This is a genomic window from Blautia sp. MB18-30, assembly GCF_023669475.1.
GTDB lineage: Bacteria > Bacillota > Clostridia > Lachnospirales > Lachnospiraceae > Blautia_A > Blautia_A fusiformis.
On the sequence record NZ_JAMOYY010000007.1, the window covers coordinates 110,481 to 128,646 of the forward strand.

Genomic DNA, 18,166 nt, shown 5'->3' on the forward strand with positions numbered 1-18,166 from the left:
TTCCAGCAAGCTGCAGGATCCAAAGATCCTGCAGCATCAACAATTATCCTCATGTGGTATTTATTCCGGCCACTGGATCTCTGTGATCTCCGGATAACGCTCCTGAATAGCTGTCTCAAAGTTGGCTTTTGCTTTGTCAAAGTCTACTTTACCCTGGAAGTAATCACTGAAAGCGTTCTGGATCAGCTCTACACAACCCTGGTCATATGCGGAAAGCGGTGCGATCTTGATATTCTCTGCAACCGGTGCAAAATACTCAAACGGGTTCTGTCCACCAAGGAAATCAGATGCGAAATCTGCATTTGTAGCTGCATCTTTCATACCGGATTTTGTATTTGTAAAATCAGAGTATTCTTTGGAAATCTTAAGAAGATTATCCTGATTTCCCGTCATTGCCAGGATAATATCTTTGACATGTTCCGGATTATCTGTTCCTGTTGCAGCCTGAATGTAAGAGCCACCCCAGTTGTATTCCTGCGGAGGATTTGTAACAGCCCAGTCACCTTCTGCTCCATCCCAGTTTGGTTTCAGAGTAAAGTCGATACCCCATGCCGGGAAGAGGAATGCGAATACCTTGGACTCAGAACTCATTGCCTTGTTCCAGTCATCGTTCCACTGACCTTTTACAGTTTTGTTAAGATAACCTGCATCCAGCCACTCTTTGGAATCTTTTACCCAGTCCATGATCTTTGAATCTACTTTGATCACAGAATCACCGGACTCTACCCACGGATTCTCAATGCTGTTTCCATATAAACGAAAAGTGTCTGCATAAGAAGCAAATGTATAATATCCTTTTTCTTTCAGCTGAGCTGCTGTTTCTTTAGCTGTATCCCAGTCTTTCATCTTCTCGCCAACTTCTTTCGGGTCATCAGTACCGAAAACATCTTTCGCAATGTCACGACGATATACAAGGACACCCGGGCAGCACTGCCATGTGGCGCCTCTCTGTACTCCATCCGCATCAGAAGCTGTTGTTTTCGTGAAATCATACTGATCTGCAAGATCCTTGTCCGGATCAATGCCAAGATCAGTAAGAGGCATTGCAACATCTGCATCTTTGTCTGTATATTTGAATACATAATCTGTCTCAGAAAGGAATATGTCTACCTTATCATCTGCACTTGCATCAGCCTGGTTGAGAAGTGCCTCATCCAGTTTCTGCTGATATACGCCATCCTGGTTCGGATTTACGATCCAGTGGATCTCTGTACCATCTTTCAGTTTTGTAACTGTACCATCTTTGGAAGTGGACTCTACTTCCGGATAAACAGCTTCCAGTCTCTGACGGAACTCATCATTCCAGGAATAAATATTGATCACTTTTCCCTCATCCGATCCTTTTGCAGATACACAGCTTACATTTGCTGTCATCATTCCACAAACCATTGCTGCTGCAAGGATCATAGATACCGCTCTTTTTTTCATAGTATAAATCCTCCTTTTTCTGTAGCATCCCCGATGCTTTACCTTTGATGATAAAAATATACCATTTTTTTATCTGCGATTATATTATTAATCTTAACAAAATGTCAGATTCATGTCATAATATAAGAAACCAATACATTCCTTAAACACCAACATATAAGGAGGATATCAATATGTCCATTTCCCAAGACTGGATTACTAATGAACTGGAAGATACAGAACTGGAAGCTCTTCATCGCTCTCCCTCTGTGGAATATTCTTTTTACAATGCCGTAAGAGCCGGTGATATGGAAGCTGTAAACAAAAACTGCGAGGAAGACTCTTTTCTTCATCTGAAGGGAACCGGTATCCTCTCCAAAAATCCTCTGACCAACCTGAAGTATCATTTCGTTGTCACTACTGCCATGCTCACCCGTTACTGTATTGACGGTGGACTGGAGTCTGAACAGGCATATCGTCTCAGCGATTTTTACATTCTGAAAATGGATTCCTGCACCACTGTACGCCAGATTGCAGATCTGCATCATATTATGGCCAGAGATTTTACCGGAAAAATGATCCTCCAGAAAAAAAGCTCTATTCTTTCCAGACCGGTCATGCAATGCGTGGACTATATTTACGGTCACATTAAGGAGCGTATCACCATTCAGGATCTGTCAGAACATACCGGACTCTCTCCCAGTTATCTGTCCAGAGTATTCAAACAGAATCTTGGAGTATCCATAAGTGATTACATCCGCGAGAAAAAAATCGAAAAAGCCACTCACCTGCTCCGATACTCTGATAAAGCAGTAGTTGATATCGCCAATTATCTGAATTTCTCTTCACAGAGTCATTTTATCCAGATCTTTGAAAACTTCACCGGCCTTACCCCAAAGAAGTACCGTGACAAATATTACAAATCCATGTGGTAAACATCCTTATTATTATGGCTGATATTTTTTATCAGCATCAAAAACGACATCCCGCAGCTTTTTACAACTGTGGGATGCCGTTTTCCTATTGATACTTCTGTTTCTGTAATTTAACAATTATGTATAACCGATTTCTGTTACATCAGTTCCACTTTGATCCTGTGTGTTTCTTTTACAGAAAGCTTTTCGAGCAGTTCCCGATCTATACGTACACAGGTACTCTGTTTGTTTTTCATTTCCTTTTCATCACACCATACTGTTTTTATTTTATATTCTGAAGGAAGTTTTTTCTCCGGATTGCAGATACAGATCTCCAGCTTTCTTCCGGCAAATTCCATAGTAAGAGATGCCTGTCCATTCTCATTATACTGCTCCGGCATCAGTGCCGGCGCGATCACCAGATCTCCAAGATCTCCTCTGACGCCAAATACCTCTGTGATCATAGTCAGCATATACCAGCTTGCAGCACCGGTAAGATATGCATACAATCCTCTTCCCTGATTATCAAAATATTCCGGAATTCCAGGATACATCCTGCTGTTCTCAAAATCCATGGCAGCGTCCAGAAGCGTTTCCAGAACCTTATGTCCTTCTTTTGCATAGCCGTTTTTATACAGTGCATTGCCATACATAACAGCCATATGGGAAAATACCGCTCCGTTTTCCTTTTCTCCATAAGCAAACCCGAACATTCTTCCCAGATCAAATTTTTCTTCATGGAAATTGGTATTCAGACGATATCCTCCTGCCTGACGGTCAAAAAGATATTTATCCACACTTTTACAGATAGACTCAATCTGATCTTTCTGTGCGGTTTTACTCATGATCGCAAATACCTGACTGGTAAGCATCATACGTACCTGGCTGCTTTCTGCCCTTTCCACAGGACGTTTATGATCATCATAATATCCGTTGAACCAGCCGTTTTCTCCGTCTTTTACCCATTCTCTTCTGCGGATGTTTTCCATCATCCAATCTGCCTTTTCATCCAGATTCCGGCTAAGCTGGTCCAGACGGATCACAATAGTATTTCCGCTGATATCATGTGCACATTTTTCTGTGTACTGTCTCAGAATCTGCTGCTTTTTCTCCGGGCTTTCATAAAGCTCACGGTCTCCGGTAAACAGGATTTCCATTTCTTCCGCAACTTCAATCCTGTCAAACATTTCCTTTTCCTGAAGTTTTCTCAGATATTCTGCGATGTTCTTCATATTTCCAGCATATGCACAGGTAAATGCCACACTCTCACCATTTTCCCATGCCATATCCATGGCATCGTTCCAGTCTGCCCCGTGAAGTTTCATCTCGTTGTGCTCTCCTACATCATAAAAAGCACAGAGATTTTCCAGCAAAATGTGTTCCAGAACCGTTCCGTAATAAACCTCACCGGATTCTGTTTTCTGATTTTCTCCATAGGCACTGCTCCATTTTTCATCATGCGCAGTTCCTCTTTTTGTCTGAAGATCCTTGAAATATGGAATCTTCTCAAAAAGGACATTCATATCCCCGGTCTGATCCATATAAAGCTTCGTTGTCACAAATGGCCAGAAAGCATGATCCATCCACACGCGGGCAATGTTGTTGCGGTCTGCGATAAATTCCCCCTGTCTGTTTCCGATGATCGTGGCATTGGTTCCATCGATGCGTACTCCACCGTAATTATCGACGATCATCTGACGTACAACAGAAGGCTCCATGATCAGAAGTGCCAGACAGTCCTGCCAGAGATCACGCCAGCCTCTTCCACCTTTTCCATAATCATGATACGGGAGGAATGAACAACCGTAAATTCTTCTTAATATCGGCTGGAAACAGATCCATTTCAGATAATTATCTCTGTCCTCATCACCTGTCTCAAAAGAAACATTCACTTTTTCTGTCCAGTGTTTTTTTACATGTTCAAATTCTCTTGCAACCTGTTTTTCAGTTCTGTAAAACCGTGCAGTCTCCTCCGGCAGCTGATTTTTTTCAGATATTCCCGCTGTCACAACATATACAGCTGTTTCATGTGGTCTCAGAACCCTGGATGCAAAACGAATACCACCGACAGCTTCCTTTCCTTCAATTTCTGTCCCTGCCGGAACACCTTTTTTCTCTTCTCTGACCACCTCCGGAATCAGGAAAGAACCGCCTTCTCCGATAAACATTTCCACATCAGGATAAAAGCTTTCCGGTTCCGTTCCCTCGCCTTCAGATCCATATACAAAATATGCAGTATTATTCTTCTGATGACCTCTTTCATCAAAAGAAAGCACCGGTTTTACTTCAACACCGTACTCCGTTGTTCTTATCCTGTGCAAAAGGGAAGTCACATGCCTGTGATCTCTGAGATTGTCTGCACTTCTTCCATATACAGGTATTACAGCAACCGGTGTGATCTCCTGTTCTTCCTCTTCAATATTGGTAATCTTTACAAGATGGACCTCCGCATCACCTTTCACTGTCACAAAAGACAAAATCTCTGACTGAAGTCCGTATTTCTCAGAAGTTCTGTGCAGCTTCTGCCACATAAATCCGGCTTCCAGGCTGCTTTTATCCTGTTTATCAGTATATTTCTGAAATTCCTGTTCTGCCGAAACTCCGCATGCTGACCAGTAACCTTTTCCTTTTATCTTGCACCAGAAATTTCTGGTGTTTCGATTATTATGAAGATTCTCAATGCTTACCGGTTCCAGCAGAAAATGATTCTGATCCAGTTTGCTGTCTCCTCCCAGAGAAGGGGTGATCGCGGATTTCAATCCGTTTTCTCCGGCCAGAGGTATATATAAACCGCTGTAATTCTCCGGATTTTCTATGGAAAAGCTTCCATTTTTATCCTGAAATTTTATATATTTCATTCTGTGATCTCCTTCCTGCCAAAATAAAACGGTATTTATATTCCATTTTACTTTGTATTCATAAATGTGATCTCCTCGCAATTTATATCCATTATGTCATGACATATAGAATTCAATTTCTGTCTCACCGGTAAGTTTCTCCTGCGGAATATAATTACCCGGAAGTTCTTCTCCATTTACATAGAGTTTTTTACATCCGGCTTCCACATGTCCCGGATTCTTCACAGTGATATGGAGATGACATCCACGGAAATCCTTGCTTATCTCAAACTTCTCCCATTCTTTTGGAATCGATGGTGCTATACGTAAGCCATAGAAATCCGGACGCATGCCAAGAATTCCTTCTACACATCCTACCATCACAGTAGATGCTGTTCCTGTCAGCCAGTGCACATGAGATCGTCCGAAATTCGGGCTTGCTTTTCCTTCTGTAAACTGTCCATAGCAGTATGGCTCCAGCTGTCTGATCTCAGCCCTGTCATTCTGCGCTGCCGGAGCATTCTCCAGGAAATAATTAAATGCACGCTCACCATGTCCGCAAAGTGCTTCTGCCAGAATGAGCCATCCCTGTGACTGTGAAAAGATTCCCGCATTTTCCTTTGTTCCTGCATTGTAGATAACCGCAAGTGCTCCGTCGAAAGCATTTGCATGATATGGAGGATCCATAAGGATTGCACCGTATTCTGTATTCAATCTTTCATAAACCATTTGAAGAGCCAGATCTGCCTGCCGCTCTGTTGCAAGGCCGCTGATCACAGCCCAGCTCTGTGGATTCAGCCACATGTTTGCCTCCGGGTCAGTTCTCTTTCCGATAACCTCTCCCCGCTCCGTAAACCCACGGATAAAACGATCTTCATTCCAACAGAGTTCCTGGATCAATTTTCCAAGCTGCTCTTGTTTTTCTTCCAGGTATTTTATATATTTTTCATCTTTTTTGTATTTTGCAAACTCTTTCAGGATAGTCATTGCATAATAGAACTGTAATGCAACGAAAGTAGATTCCCCATCCTTTCCAAGTCTCAGACAATCATTCCAGTCTGCATAAAGTCCGGCCGGCATTCCATGTCTGCCAAGATGGTTCATGGAGAAGTCAATAGCTCTTTTCAGATGCTCGTATACAGTTCCTTCATCCTTGTTTGCAAACGGGATCACTTCATCGATGAATGCAAAATTTCCTGTCTCTGAAATATATTTGTATACAGTAGGGAACAGCCAGAGTGCATCATCTGCGCGGTATGCCGGATGACCGGTTTCCTGTACATAGGATGCATCATCCGGTGTATCCTCATGTCCCGGATTATGTGTGAATTTCACAAGTGGAAGACCGCCGCCGTTATCTACCTGTGCTGACAACATGAAACGGATCTTATCCAGTGCCATTTGGGGTGCAAGATGGATCACACCCTGGATATCCTGTACAGTATCACGGTATCCATATCCGTTACGAAGTCCGCAATAAGTAAAAGATGCTGCACGTGACCAGATAAATGTCATAAAACAGTTATATGCGTTCCATGTATTGATCATGGTATCGAATTCCGGACTTGGTGTTCTGATCTGAAAATGTGCAAGCTGTCCGTGCCAGTAACTGATCAGTTCTTCAAGCTCCACCGCGCATGTTTTTTCACAGTCTGCATAATGTGCTATAATCTCCGCTGCTTCATTATCCTCCTTCATTCCTGCCAGAAAAGCCATTTCCCGACTTTCTCCCGGTTCCAGAGTAATTACAGATGAAAGAGCTCCACAGCTGTTTTCATTATAATTTCCCTCATTACATAATACACCGGCTTCAACCCCTGCCGGATTGTTGTATCCGTGATATCTTCCAAGGAATTTTTCCCTGTCACCACACCAGGAAGAAACCTTCTCTCCAGCCAGGCCGAAGAATCGGTTGAACACGTTCTTGTTATCAACCTCTTCCCCATCCTTAAGGCCGTCCAGATTCGCATGGATCATCTGACGTACACGATCTCCACAGAATACTGTTCTTGTAATATACTGGGAATACTGCAGATTCACCTGATCCTGTTCATAATTGCTGTTATTTGTAAACTCTGCATATCCAGTCACACTGATCTCACGTTTTCTGTCTGAGCAGTTGGTAACTTTTAGATTCCATACCTCGTAGGACTGCCCAAGCGGTACATAGTATCTCACCTCTGAATGTATCTCGCTGTAATCTGCCATCATTTTAGTATAGGCTGTGCCATGATGACATTCACTTTTATACTCACTGAGATCTTTGCCAACCGGCTGCCAGGATGCTGACCAATAATCTTTTGTGTCATTATCCCTGAGATAAATATATCTTCCCGGCTGATCAAACTGATTAAAAATATATCTCAGGATTCTGCCGTTCGCCCCGGATTTTGCAAAGCTGTATCCCCCTGCATTATTGGAAACGATTGCTCCGTATTCCGGCGATCCCAAATAATTCACCCATGGAGCAGGTGTGTCCGGCCTGGTAATCACATATTCCTTTTTTTCTTCATCAAAATACCCATATCTCATGCCATACAATCTCCTGTTCTGTATATTTTCCGTAACATTGTCTGTTGTTACCTATTTTCTACACTATAACTGATATGCAGATAGCAATATACAAAATAAAAGATTAAAATATCAGATTCATGACATAAGATATGGATATAATTCTTTACAATTCTTCCTCCGTGATCACCAGCTTCATGGCCCAAGCCGGGATATCCACATCCTCAGGCTCCTGCTCCATAAATACAAATGCTGTCCGGTATGGCGGCATCTTTGCCGGAAAAATCCCGTATCCGTCTGTAAAATACACCAGGCCCTTAAGATTTTCAAACTCACGTTTTTCCATCAGCTCTTCCACATAAGCAAAAGCCGGACGGAAATCTGTACCTCCATCACCGTAAAGTTCCAGGCTGTTCATATACTCCTGCAATTCCTCTGCACCGGTGATCTTTACATCCGAATGCACCTTCTCATCACACTGGATAATGTGTATATTTACCTTCTGGAAAAAATTCCCGCTGTCGCTTAAGATCCCATAGGTTTCCTCCAGAAATCTCTGTACCAGTTCTCCTGAACAGGACATGGAAGTATCGATCACAATGACAAATTCCGAAACTTTTTTCACTTCTCTGGTTTCCAGGGGTTCGATCAGCGGCATATTCCCGTAAAGGGAAAGCCCGTAGGTATAAAAATTATAATCAAAGCTGTCCGGATCTACAGTCAGTTCTTCCCGAAATACTGCAAACTTCCGCAGAAATTCCCGATAATCATATCGTTCCCGGTTCTCTATTTTCAGCTGGTCCAGAAAATCTCCGTCCTGCTCTCCTGACTCTCTGGAAAAAGTTCCAAGGTCTGTCTCGATCCCATCGCTGATATCTCCCCATTTTTTGCTCATCAGGGGATTGGGTTTCCGGTCGGGCTGCTGGTTTGCCCAGTATTTATGGTCGTCCACGTAGAACTCTTTTTCAAGCTGTGCCAGTTCTTTTTCCTTCAGAAATTCTTCTTTCAGAATCTTGTAGATTCTCTCTGCATTCAGCGTCTTCTTTTCCTTTTCCAGAAGACGGTAGGTTTCCCTCCGGAGAAGACTTCTGGAATATCGGACTGAGCGGTGGTAGATCCCGTCGATCATATGCTCCACTGCAATGTCGCAGCTTAAATTCCACAAACGCTTCTCTATTCCCGGCTTCCCAAAGTGCCGGAAAATGCAGTGAAATACCATATGGAGATATCCTCGATTCACAAGAATCCTGTTTTCTTTATAAAGCCCGCCAAGCTGTGCCGGATGGAAGTATATCACAGCCCCGTCTGTTCCAAACGGACTGACCGAACCATCCATCTGATAAATAAAGCTGCTCAGCGCCACATCCAGAAAACGCATGCCAAGATACAGCTCGTCTCTCGCCGCCCGGAGGATGCTGCTGCCGATGTCCTGGAGACGCTGGGCTGCCTCCTGGGAATTGGATTCCTGACCGGGCAGGAAGTTATTTTTATTGTTTTCAGTTGTTTCTATATCACTCATAACTGAAACTTCTTTCTCCTTTTAACAGGGCACCTCTCATTTTCTGTCTCCCCGGCCACCTTCTGCTCTTCCTTCAGCATCCGGCTGCGTTCATTCATCAGAAATGCGGAAATCTCCATATCCTTCTTCCTGGCCGCCACATCAATACTATGTTCCAGGCCCTCTCTGTTCCAGAGTTTTTCCCGAGAAAGCAGCTCCAGACCATTTAAGCTTCCGCTTTCCACCAGAAATTCCCCGATATCCTTAAGATTTCCCCGGATATAATCCTCATACTGCTTCTTCGCCTTTTCACTGAGCTGCCACGGATAACGAAGCCGCCCAAAGCTCATATCAACCAGAACCTCCAGCTTATCCATTACCACTGCCATATCAAACAGGCTGTCATACTCCGCGAAATCCAGTTCTTTATTATAGAAGCATTGCCGGTAATTGGTCCCTGAGCCATGATACTCCGTAAACAGAATTCTCGCAGGCGTATTCTCCACCGCCTCATCATAATGCTCCGGAAAAACCATATGCGCACGTTTTCCACTTGCCTCACCATTTTCGTACAGAAAATCCACATCAATCTTCTGCCACAGCTCACCGAGGATCTCCTTTGCACAGGACTTGAGCCCTTTTTTCTGATGGATCACAAGCTCCTTCAGCCCGCTACAGCCCGTAAACGCCCCGGTTCCCACCTGCATCAGCGTATCCGAAAATTCCAGCCGCTCCAGCTTTTTGCATCCATAAAAAATATATCTTCCGATTTCCTTCAGTGTATCGGGAAAAACGATCTCCTGCACTTCCTCTCCGGCAAGAAGTCTCTCTTCTCCGAACGAAATTACATCTTCGCTCTCCCAGGTTTCTGCATCTTCTTCTCCATCCTTATGTGCAGAAAACGCATACGGCGCCGCACTGACTACCGGAAGACCATTGATCTCTTCCGGCAGCACGATCCGGTCATCGGTACCATAACACCGAACGATCTCTATTGCATTATTTTTAATTCTGTAATGTATTTTCATCGTACACTTTCTTCCCTATGTCACAATAATAAAAATTTCTGTTTCCTATTGTAGACTTATTCCAAACAAAAAACAACCCATCGGACCACTGATGGCAAGTCAGTATCCTGCGGGTTGTTCGTTTCTTTTATCATAAGGTTGGAGGAATTGCTATATTTTTATCGGTCTATACTTTGAGTTTTTTCTCTTCAGGATTTAAAGTTTCCTGTAAACTTCCATACCATATCCGGCTGTTCCGGAAGATAGGTAACGTTAGGTCTCCAGGTCGCGATCACGGTATCTTTAGAATTGACCCAGAAGGAATACTCTTCCCTGTAGGAAGTGTTGAGCAGTCCCACAGACAGATATAACGTTTCCTGATCCATTCCATAAGCAATGCTGTGATATCTCTTTGTAAAATCATCCGGATAAAGATCGTTCTGTTTCCAGCTCTTAAATCCTGCATAAGCAATCTTTTTCTCACCCTGGACTATCATTTCCAGACGCAGTTTACATCCTTCCGGAATGATCTTTGCACTTTCAATGTTTCTCGGATTTTCTGTAAAAATAATCTCCCGGTTAAATAATCCACTGAGTTCTTTTTCCGCAGTTTTCAGTCTGCCTTCCGGCTGTGGCAGAGAAAGGCTTTTTATTTTTGCTTCCAGATATTTCTCTCCTTCTTCCCGTTTTTCTTCCGGGCAAGGTATGGAAACTGCTTCCTTCATATATTTAAGGCAGATATCTGCCGCAAGATATTCTCTCGCACCTGCGGTAATGCCAATGGCAACCGGAAGTTCCCGGAAGCACACCAAATACTGTCCAAATGCTCCTTCTGCCGCAAAGATCTCTTTTCCTGCTTTGATGTGATATGCATAATGAGTCAGTGCTTTTTTCTCATCTCCGGGAATTACGACTCTTGACTGTCCCATCTCTTCGATCCACCACTGTGGCACCAGCTGCTCACCCTTCCAGTTTCCTTTCTGGAGAAGGAGCTGTGCCAGTGTGGAAATCTGATCTGCGGTCAGATACATGCCCCAGCCGCCGGTATTATGTCCCTCAGGACTTGTAAGCCAGTTGATCTTTCCAAAACCAAGTTTGTCAAAAACACGTTTCTGCATAATGGACAGACAGTTTTCACCCATAACTTTGGTCACGATCCTGGAAAGTGTATAGCTGCATCCGGAATCATAATGAAAAACTTTTCCGATATCTTCTTTCAGCTTAGGCTGTCCAAGCCAATTCTTCTCCCAGTCTTTTTCCAGTCTGGAAAACCATACATTATTACAGCATTCCGGGGAACCGGCCTGCATGGTAAGAAGATCATATACGGTAATATTTTCCAGGGCTTCATCATATTCATCCGGAAGATCTTCTCTCACATAATCCAGAAATTTATCCTCCAGATGAAGTTTTCCCTCATCCACCGCAAATCCAACACAGATACTTGTTCCGATCTTTGATAAAGAATGCATCATCTGCGGCTCTTCCATTGAGAAAGGTGCCCAGGCTCCTTCAACAACCTTTTCTCCTTTATACCGTACAGAAATACTGTGTAATTCTACGGTGTTCTCAAGTTCCTCAAGCATTTTTGCCAGCTTGAACGGATTTAATTCATTCATTTTTTTCCTCCTCTGCAGGCTGCCATATGGATGTCTCGATACGGATTCCACCTTTTCTGGTGAGATATACACCAATCAGGATCAATGCAACCATAACTATAACAGCAGATACTGCATATACAAGTTTAATACTGAAAATTCCTTTTATAAAAATAATCGTGTAAATGATGATACTGATGGTACAGAATACGTAAAGTCCTGCACTGGAAAGGTGAAATTTGTTCTTCTTCCAGGTATCCGGATATTTCTTCGGAAGACGTGAAATTGCATACACAACTGTAACATTCATAAAAAATGTGATCACCTGGAAAATATTTGTGATCGTCACGATACTCATATCAAAAATGATCGGAAGCAACACTACGATCAGTGTGTAGGTATAGATCAGGTACGGTGCTCCGAAACGGTTTTCCTTCAGAATTCCTTTCGGCAGCCATCCATCCTTGGCAGCCTGAGCGATCGGATATCGTACATCATTAAATACACCATTCAAAGTAGTGATGATTGCCATGATCGGTCCGCCGATCATAAAAAGTTTATACACAATACCAGGAAGGATCTCCTGTGCTGCCGGAAGGATTGTTTCCACACCTGCAACCTTATCGTGAGGAAGCACCCCACCTGTAACCATCGCAAGGCCCACATAAATAAAAAGCAGACATGGCACGCAGGACATTGCCGCAAACGGAACATCTTTCGTTGCTCTTTTCGCGTCTTTACCATACCACAGAACATTGTAGTAACCATTTGCGGAATTGATAAGAAGAAGTGCCGCCAGCATAAAGCCTTTAAAGCCGCCGGTAAACATCTTATCTCCTGAAAAATCAAAGATCGGCTGTCTGATCTGTGTAAGTCCGAAAACAACATACAGAACCATTGTGATCAGAAGAACCGTTGATAATATCTTGCTTACCTTTGCAAAAATATCCATTCCCAGAAGATTCAGAACAAACAGGATAACAACACCTGCGATTGCCAGTGCTTTCACTGTAATTCCCGGGAGGAGATTATTCAAATACAATCCCAGTGCCAACGCAAAAGAACTGTTGAGGATCGGCGTTACCAGTTTCGTATAAGCTACCAGACCTCCGGTGCTGACTCCGGAAAGGTTCGTTACGATGGAATACGGGCCTCCTGCCACGCGCATGGTCCCACCAAGAATAATATACGGAAAAACCATAAAGAATCCCATGACAATCGCTGTCAGATAAGCAAGCCATACAGAATAACCGGTATAAGCCATTGCCGGTCCGATCAGAGTTACCATTCCGGAGCCGATTACCATTCCTACTGCGATCGCAAAAAGATCACCACGCTCAAGTATACCCGGTTTCGGTTCCGGCTTGTTCACAATTATGTTCTTGTCGTTCATTTCATTGCGCCTTTCTTTACTTTTTTACTTTTTATTTTTTATTTTTTATATTGTATACATAAAGAATAGTGAAAAACGCCGTAACTGTCAATAACAATTAACAATTTCGGCGTTTTGTAAAAATTATCTGTTCTGTTTTTGTATACTTTTTACAGAAAAATGGTAATTTCTACAGCCTAATTATACCGTTGCACAAAGTTCTCACAACTGCTTTTTATATGTTTCTGCATACGCAGATAACATTCCATAGCATCACCTTTTCGAATACTTTCTACAATTTCCTCATGCTCTTTCAGAGATTTTCTTACGTACTCTTCTTCATTTACCAGTACGCCTCTGGACAGTCCGTTCCACAGTTCTGACAGCATATTTTTAAGTTTATCATTTCCTGCTGCTGTCCATAATTCCATGTGCAAAGTCTGATTGAGACTTGAATAACTTTCAAAATCACCTTTTTCTATCTCTTCTCTGGAAACCTTGAGGATCTGATCAATCCTCTGAAAATCGATCTTATTTTCACAACACAAAACACAGGCTTCACTTTCCAGTGCCGCCCGCACCTGAAAATGTTCGCGGATCGTTTTTTCATTCACTCCAAGAACTACTGCACGTTTATTTCGCTCCAGTTCCAGAAGTCCATCTCTTGCCAGAATCTGAAAGGCTTCTCTTGTAGGTGTAATGGACACTCCAAGTTCCTGCGCAGTACTTTCCAGTGTCAGAATTTCCCCCGCCGGAATTTTTTTTGAAAGAATTGCCTCTCTGAGATTCGCCGCAATCTTTTCTCTTATGGGTAAAGTCTTTATTGGTTTAAGTCCCAGCATGTATATACTCCTGTTCTTATAGATCTTTTTTATTTAGATGAATATTAACAGTATTCTATTCTAGCGTATTTTTACTGTATTGTAAATTCCCATTAAGACAGGTACCCACATTCTTGCAGGAGACTTAACTGACTTACACATTTTATAAATACTGGCTGAACTCCACCTTCTCCTTATTCGGGCCTTCAATAGTAAAGAACTTCACACCATTCTCCCAGAACGGCAGGAAATGGACTTCATCATTGGTAGTATTCAGTCCGGCTGCTGTCACCAGCTCGTGGACTTTCTCCACATCCTTCACATCAATGGCAACATGGTCAATGGCGCCGGATTCCATTTTTGCTGCTTTGTTCTCGTAAGTCTCGATCACAAGATTTCCAAGCTTCAGGAAAGCAACCTTCTCATTGGCAGCCTCGTTCACCGTCTGGAAAGCGATCTTAAATCCCAGTGCCTCATAAAATTTAATGGTTGTCTCAATATCATTGGTTGGCACACCTACGTGCTGAACTCCGTTCATCTGATCTTTTAAATTCATTTCAAAACCCCATCCTTTCATAAATCTGACATACTCATAAACACAATCGCTTCGCAATTTAGATTCAACTCTGCTACAGTTTTATGAATACGATCACTTTGCAATTCTGCGTTCCACCTGTGCAAGCTCCGGCATTGCCGGGATCGCACCTTTTTTCTCCACGCAGAGACTGGCCACTGCATTGCCGAAACGGGCAAATTCCTTCAGATCCTCCTGGGTCAGCTCGTCCAGATGTTTCTCTGCTGTGCTGACTTTGTACAGGAAACCGCCCCAGAAAGAATCTCCGGCTCCGTTCGTGTCTGCGATCTGTTTCACTGCAAATCCCGGTACCATACAGCCGCCATCCTTGCCGTAAAGATATGCTCCTTCGCCGCCAAGTGTAACTGCCACAACTTTCACGCCCTGGCTGTACAGTGCTTCTGCTGCTTCCCGGACATCCTTATGATCTGTCAGAAGTTCTGTCTCTTCATCCGAAATCTTCATAAGATCCACATAGGGAACCAGGCTTCTCATATGCTTCTTCGCTGTCTTTTCATCCGGCCACAGAGATGCACGGTAATTGGGATCGTAAGAAATCACGCTGCCCTTGTTTTTTGCTCTTTTTACCGCATAAAACGTGGTATCTCTTGCAGGCTGATCCGTCAGGGACAGGGATCCAACATGAAAAATATGGGTATGATCCAGCACATCCACATCCACTTCTTCCTTCTGGATCTTCGTATCCGCTCCCGGTTTTCTTGCAAAAGAGAAAGTCCTCTCTCCAGTCTCGCTGACTTCCACAAAAGCCAGTGTAGTAAAATAATTTTCGTCCAGGAGCATACCCTTGGTATCCACGTTTTCTTTCTCAAGAACAGATTTCAGGAACTTTCCGTGCATATCTTTTCCTGCTTTACCGATAAATGCAGTATGAGCTCCCAGTCTGCTGGCTGCAACTGCAACATTGGCAGGTGCACCGCCCGGATTTCTGGCATACAGCATCTGTCCATCCTCATTGATATCCTGAGATGTAAAATCGATCAGGATCTCACCAAAGGTTGTGATATCATAGATGGATCTTTTCACAGCATCTCCTGTGTCCACAATAAGGTTCTGATCAAGCAGCTGAAAAAGGATCTTCTCGCATTCTTTCTCATTATCTGTATGTATATGAAGCTCTCCCTCGTCAAACTCAGGCATACTTAAGACACCAAGCATAGACTTCGCATTTACAACATAACGGCCATAACATAATTCTACATCATAGGGGATGGATTCTGCAATACTTACCAGCTTTCTTGCATTCTGCATTGTGCCTAAAATTACTTTTACTATCATTTTTGTCTACTCTCCTATGCAAAATACTTACATAAACCGTTCTCGTAACCCTGGTTTTATTTTACATATTTATGAATAGTTGCCTTTACAGCTCCGGGTCCTGCGATCATCTCACGGAACATATCCTCGATCTTCTCTCCGACACCATCTTTATAAAGGTCTGTGAAGAACAATCTCTCATTGGAAAGGATCGGCTTCAGCTGATCCTTGAAGGTTTCCGGTTTTCCGATCACGATATCGCCAAGCTGCTCTGTGATCTCCTCATTCATCGGGTCCGGTGCAAGCTCAAATTTGTTTCCTTCGTCATCTACAGCCAGCATGTATCTCAGCCAGCCTGCGATTCCCAGCGGGATTGCTGTCAGTCTGGAAGCATCTCCAAATTTCTTCACATATGCTTTTACAGTCTCACCGAAACGGATACCTACCATCTGGGACACATCTACAGCCAGACGAAGGTTGGTATCTCCAAGATACTCATTCGGGAAACGGTCATTAAAGAGTTCATCCACAAATGCCTGCGGGGAAAGGATTCCAGGATCTGCAACTACCGGAAGTCCCTCGTCATAAGCAACCATACGGGCCATTTTCATCATATCTTCGTTCGTGTTCAGCATATGTGCAAACAGATCATAGCCAAGTACCACACCAAGAGGGCCGGTTGCGGAATGTACAGGATTCAGGCATACGGTTACTTTCATTCTCTCGGAAAGATTGACGGTATTTCTGTCCGCCATATATACGCCGAAGCCTTTTTCCAGAGCAGGGCGTCCGTTAGGGAAGCTGTCCTCGATAACAAGATACTGTGGCTTCTCAGCATTAACAAATGGTGCTATGTATGTCTTCTTTCCTGTGATCACCGGCTGCATGTCTTCAACGCCAAGCTTCTCAAGGTCTGCTGCGATCTGCTCGCTTGGACGAGGTGTGATCTTGTCGATCATGGTCCACGGGAATGCAACCACCTTCTCGTCCGTTACATAATCTACGAAGCCATCATCTACGAAGCCCGCTTTATGCCATTCCTCTGTCATAGTCAGCACGGACTCACGAAGCTTGGCGCCGTTCTGTGAGCAGTTGTCCATGGATACCAGGGCGATCGGATATTTCCCTGCTTTATATCTCTCATTCAGCATAGCCACAAGAACTGCCATTGCTCCCGTTGCCTTATCCGGTCCGTTCTTAATATCTGCTTCCACAAACGGGAACCATGTTCCGTCTGCTTTCTGGAGTGCATAACCCTTTTCTGTGATAGTGAAGGAAACCAGCTGCAGGGATTTAGCCGCAAAAATTTCTTTCAGGCGGTCCCATTGTCCAGCATCAGATGACTGTGCTTTCACTGCTTCTGCAAGCGCCCCAAGAACTTTGTATTCACGGGTTCCATCACCGTGGAGAATGACATTTAAGCCAAGGTTGTCATATGGCGCGTAAATCTTATCTACTACATCATAATCAAAGGTCTCTACACATGTGATGCCTCTGTCAAGAACTCCCCCTTCCAGAAGACCATCTGCAATACCTCCGATAAATACACGGAAGATATTTCCGATTCCGAAATGTACCCAGCCTGGCTCCTTCTTCGCTTTCTCAGTAACTGCCTCTACATCGTATCCTGGAAGATTGATGCCTGCTTTCTCCCATGCTTCACGCTCTTTGATTCCTTCTCTTGTTAATTTCATGATAGAACCTCCTTTTTTTCGTTCATTTCGTTATTTATGTCTTTTACTTATGTTTATGTCTTAACTGTAAGTAGAGTATAAAACTTTCCTTTTTAAAAATCTATTGGCAAAGCGTCTAATTTTACTCTTATTTTTTTGTTTACTTTTACCCGTTCTCCCCTACATTGCATTTCCCGCAAATTTATACTAAAATACATTTAACAAATGTAGCAAGAATTCTCTCACCTCTTCAGGTGGTGAGATGAATTGCACATCGGAGCATGTCTGCTCAAAAAAATCTCTATAGTATAAAAGAAACACTTGTTCTCCCTTCCCTGATGTAGTATACTGAAAAGAACAATTAGTTCATAAATACATATCCGTTGATATAAGAAAAAGGATGATAAATATAATGGAGTTAGACCATGAAAGATGCATTCTGGGGTCAGATATTCTGTCTGCTCAGTGCAGGCGGAGCAACGATTGAAACGATACGGCAGTATATAGAAAGCCAGGGTGAGAAGAATGAACCGCGCCGTAAAAATAAGGATTTATCCAAATAAAGAGCAGAGAGTTCAGATAGAGCAAACAATCGGCTGCAGCCGCTTTATCTATAACCAGATGCTTGCAGATAAGATCAGCTATTACCAGAAAGAAAAAAAGATGCTCCGGAACACAC

The 18,166-nt window shown here is 43.2% G+C and carries 13 protein-coding genes and 1 pseudogene; 3 read left to right on the forward strand and 11 right to left on the reverse strand.

Annotation, left to right across the window (positions count from 1 at the left end; all coding sequences use genetic code 11):
• Positions 1-60 precede the first annotated feature (60 nt).
• Complete coding sequence (locus NCY57_RS05195; protein ID WP_147603305.1) at positions 61-1,428, reverse strand: ABC transporter substrate-binding protein; 1,368 nt, start codon at positions 1,426-1,428, stop codon at positions 61-63.
• A 173-nt stretch (positions 1,429-1,601) separates the two neighbouring features.
• Between NCY57_RS05195 and NCY57_RS05200 the strand changes: the two genes are divergently transcribed.
• A complete protein-coding gene (locus NCY57_RS05200; protein WP_118608163.1) occupies positions 1,602-2,342 on the forward strand; it encodes a helix-turn-helix domain-containing protein in 741 nt (246 codons plus the stop codon).
• 137 nt (positions 2,343-2,479) lie between these two features.
• On the opposite strand, the gene NCY57_RS05205 is transcribed toward NCY57_RS05200, so the two are convergent.
• The 10 genes from NCY57_RS05205 to NCY57_RS05250 all read right to left on the reverse strand — a co-directional run bounded on the left by NCY57_RS05205 (position 2,480) and on the right by NCY57_RS05250 (position 17,508).
• Positions 2,480-5,179, reverse strand: a complete 2,700-nt coding sequence (locus NCY57_RS05205; protein ID WP_044961853.1) for a GH36-type glycosyl hydrolase domain-containing protein — start codon at positions 5,177-5,179, stop codon at positions 2,480-2,482.
• A gap of 96 nt (positions 5,180-5,275) precedes the next feature.
• Complete coding sequence (locus NCY57_RS05210) at positions 5,276-7,690, reverse strand: GH36-type glycosyl hydrolase domain-containing protein (protein WP_173739756.1); 2,415 nt, start codon at positions 7,688-7,690, stop codon at positions 5,276-5,278.
• 145 nt (positions 7,691-7,835) lie between these two features.
• Positions 7,836-9,188 carry a vWA domain-containing protein gene (locus tag NCY57_RS05215; RefSeq protein WP_173739757.1) on the reverse strand — a complete coding sequence of 451 codons (1,353 nt, stop codon included), beginning with the start codon at positions 9,186-9,188 and terminating at the stop codon, positions 7,836-7,838.
• Positions 9,185-10,195 (reverse strand): leucine-rich repeat protein, encoded by a 1,011-nt coding sequence (locus tag NCY57_RS05220; RefSeq protein ID WP_173739758.1) that lies wholly within the window; start codon positions 10,193-10,195, stop codon positions 9,185-9,187. The genes NCY57_RS05215 and NCY57_RS05220 overlap by 4 nt, the downstream gene beginning before the upstream one ends.
• Positions 10,196-10,383: 188 nt before the next feature.
• A complete protein-coding gene (locus NCY57_RS05225) occupies positions 10,384-11,793 on the reverse strand; it encodes a serine hydrolase domain-containing protein (protein ID WP_110102971.1) in 1,410 nt (469 codons plus the stop codon).
• Positions 11,786-13,165, reverse strand: a complete 1,380-nt coding sequence (locus NCY57_RS05230; protein WP_110102972.1) for an APC family permease — start codon at positions 13,163-13,165, stop codon at positions 11,786-11,788. Before NCY57_RS05230 ends, NCY57_RS05225 begins: the two co-directional genes overlap by 8 nt.
• A gap of 176 nt (positions 13,166-13,341) precedes the next feature.
• Positions 13,342-13,986: a GntR family transcriptional regulator gene (locus NCY57_RS05235; protein WP_173739759.1), complete on the reverse strand. Its 645-nt coding sequence runs from the start codon at positions 13,984-13,986 to the stop codon at positions 13,342-13,344.
• 142 nt (positions 13,987-14,128) lie between these two features.
• Positions 14,129-14,521: a VOC family protein gene (locus NCY57_RS05240; RefSeq protein ID WP_015526181.1), complete on the reverse strand. Its 393-nt coding sequence runs from the start codon at positions 14,519-14,521 to the stop codon at positions 14,129-14,131.
• Positions 14,522-14,614: 93 nt separating this feature from the next.
• Positions 14,615-15,571: a carbohydrate kinase family protein gene (locus NCY57_RS05245; RefSeq protein ID WP_044961859.1), complete on the reverse strand. Its 957-nt coding sequence runs from the start codon at positions 15,569-15,571 to the stop codon at positions 14,615-14,617.
• Positions 15,572-15,891: 320 nt separating this feature from the next.
• Positions 15,892-17,508, reverse strand: coding sequence for a mannitol dehydrogenase family protein (locus NCY57_RS05250; RefSeq protein ID WP_022427075.1), 1,617 nt, complete (start codon positions 17,506-17,508; stop codon positions 15,892-15,894).
• Between the two features lie 407 nt (positions 17,509-17,915).
• Here NCY57_RS05250 and NCY57_RS17145 point away from each other — a divergent pair.
• Together NCY57_RS17145 and NCY57_RS17010 are read left to right on the forward strand one after the other, a co-directional pair.
• Positions 17,916-18,050, forward strand: a pseudogene (locus tag NCY57_RS17145) (hypothetical protein); the annotation flags it as partial.
• The coding region (locus NCY57_RS17010; RefSeq protein ID WP_334303669.1) for a helix-turn-helix domain-containing protein at positions 18,013-18,166 on the forward strand (154 nt) is incomplete at its 3' end. The pseudogene NCY57_RS17145 and the gene NCY57_RS17010, both read left to right, overlap by 38 nt.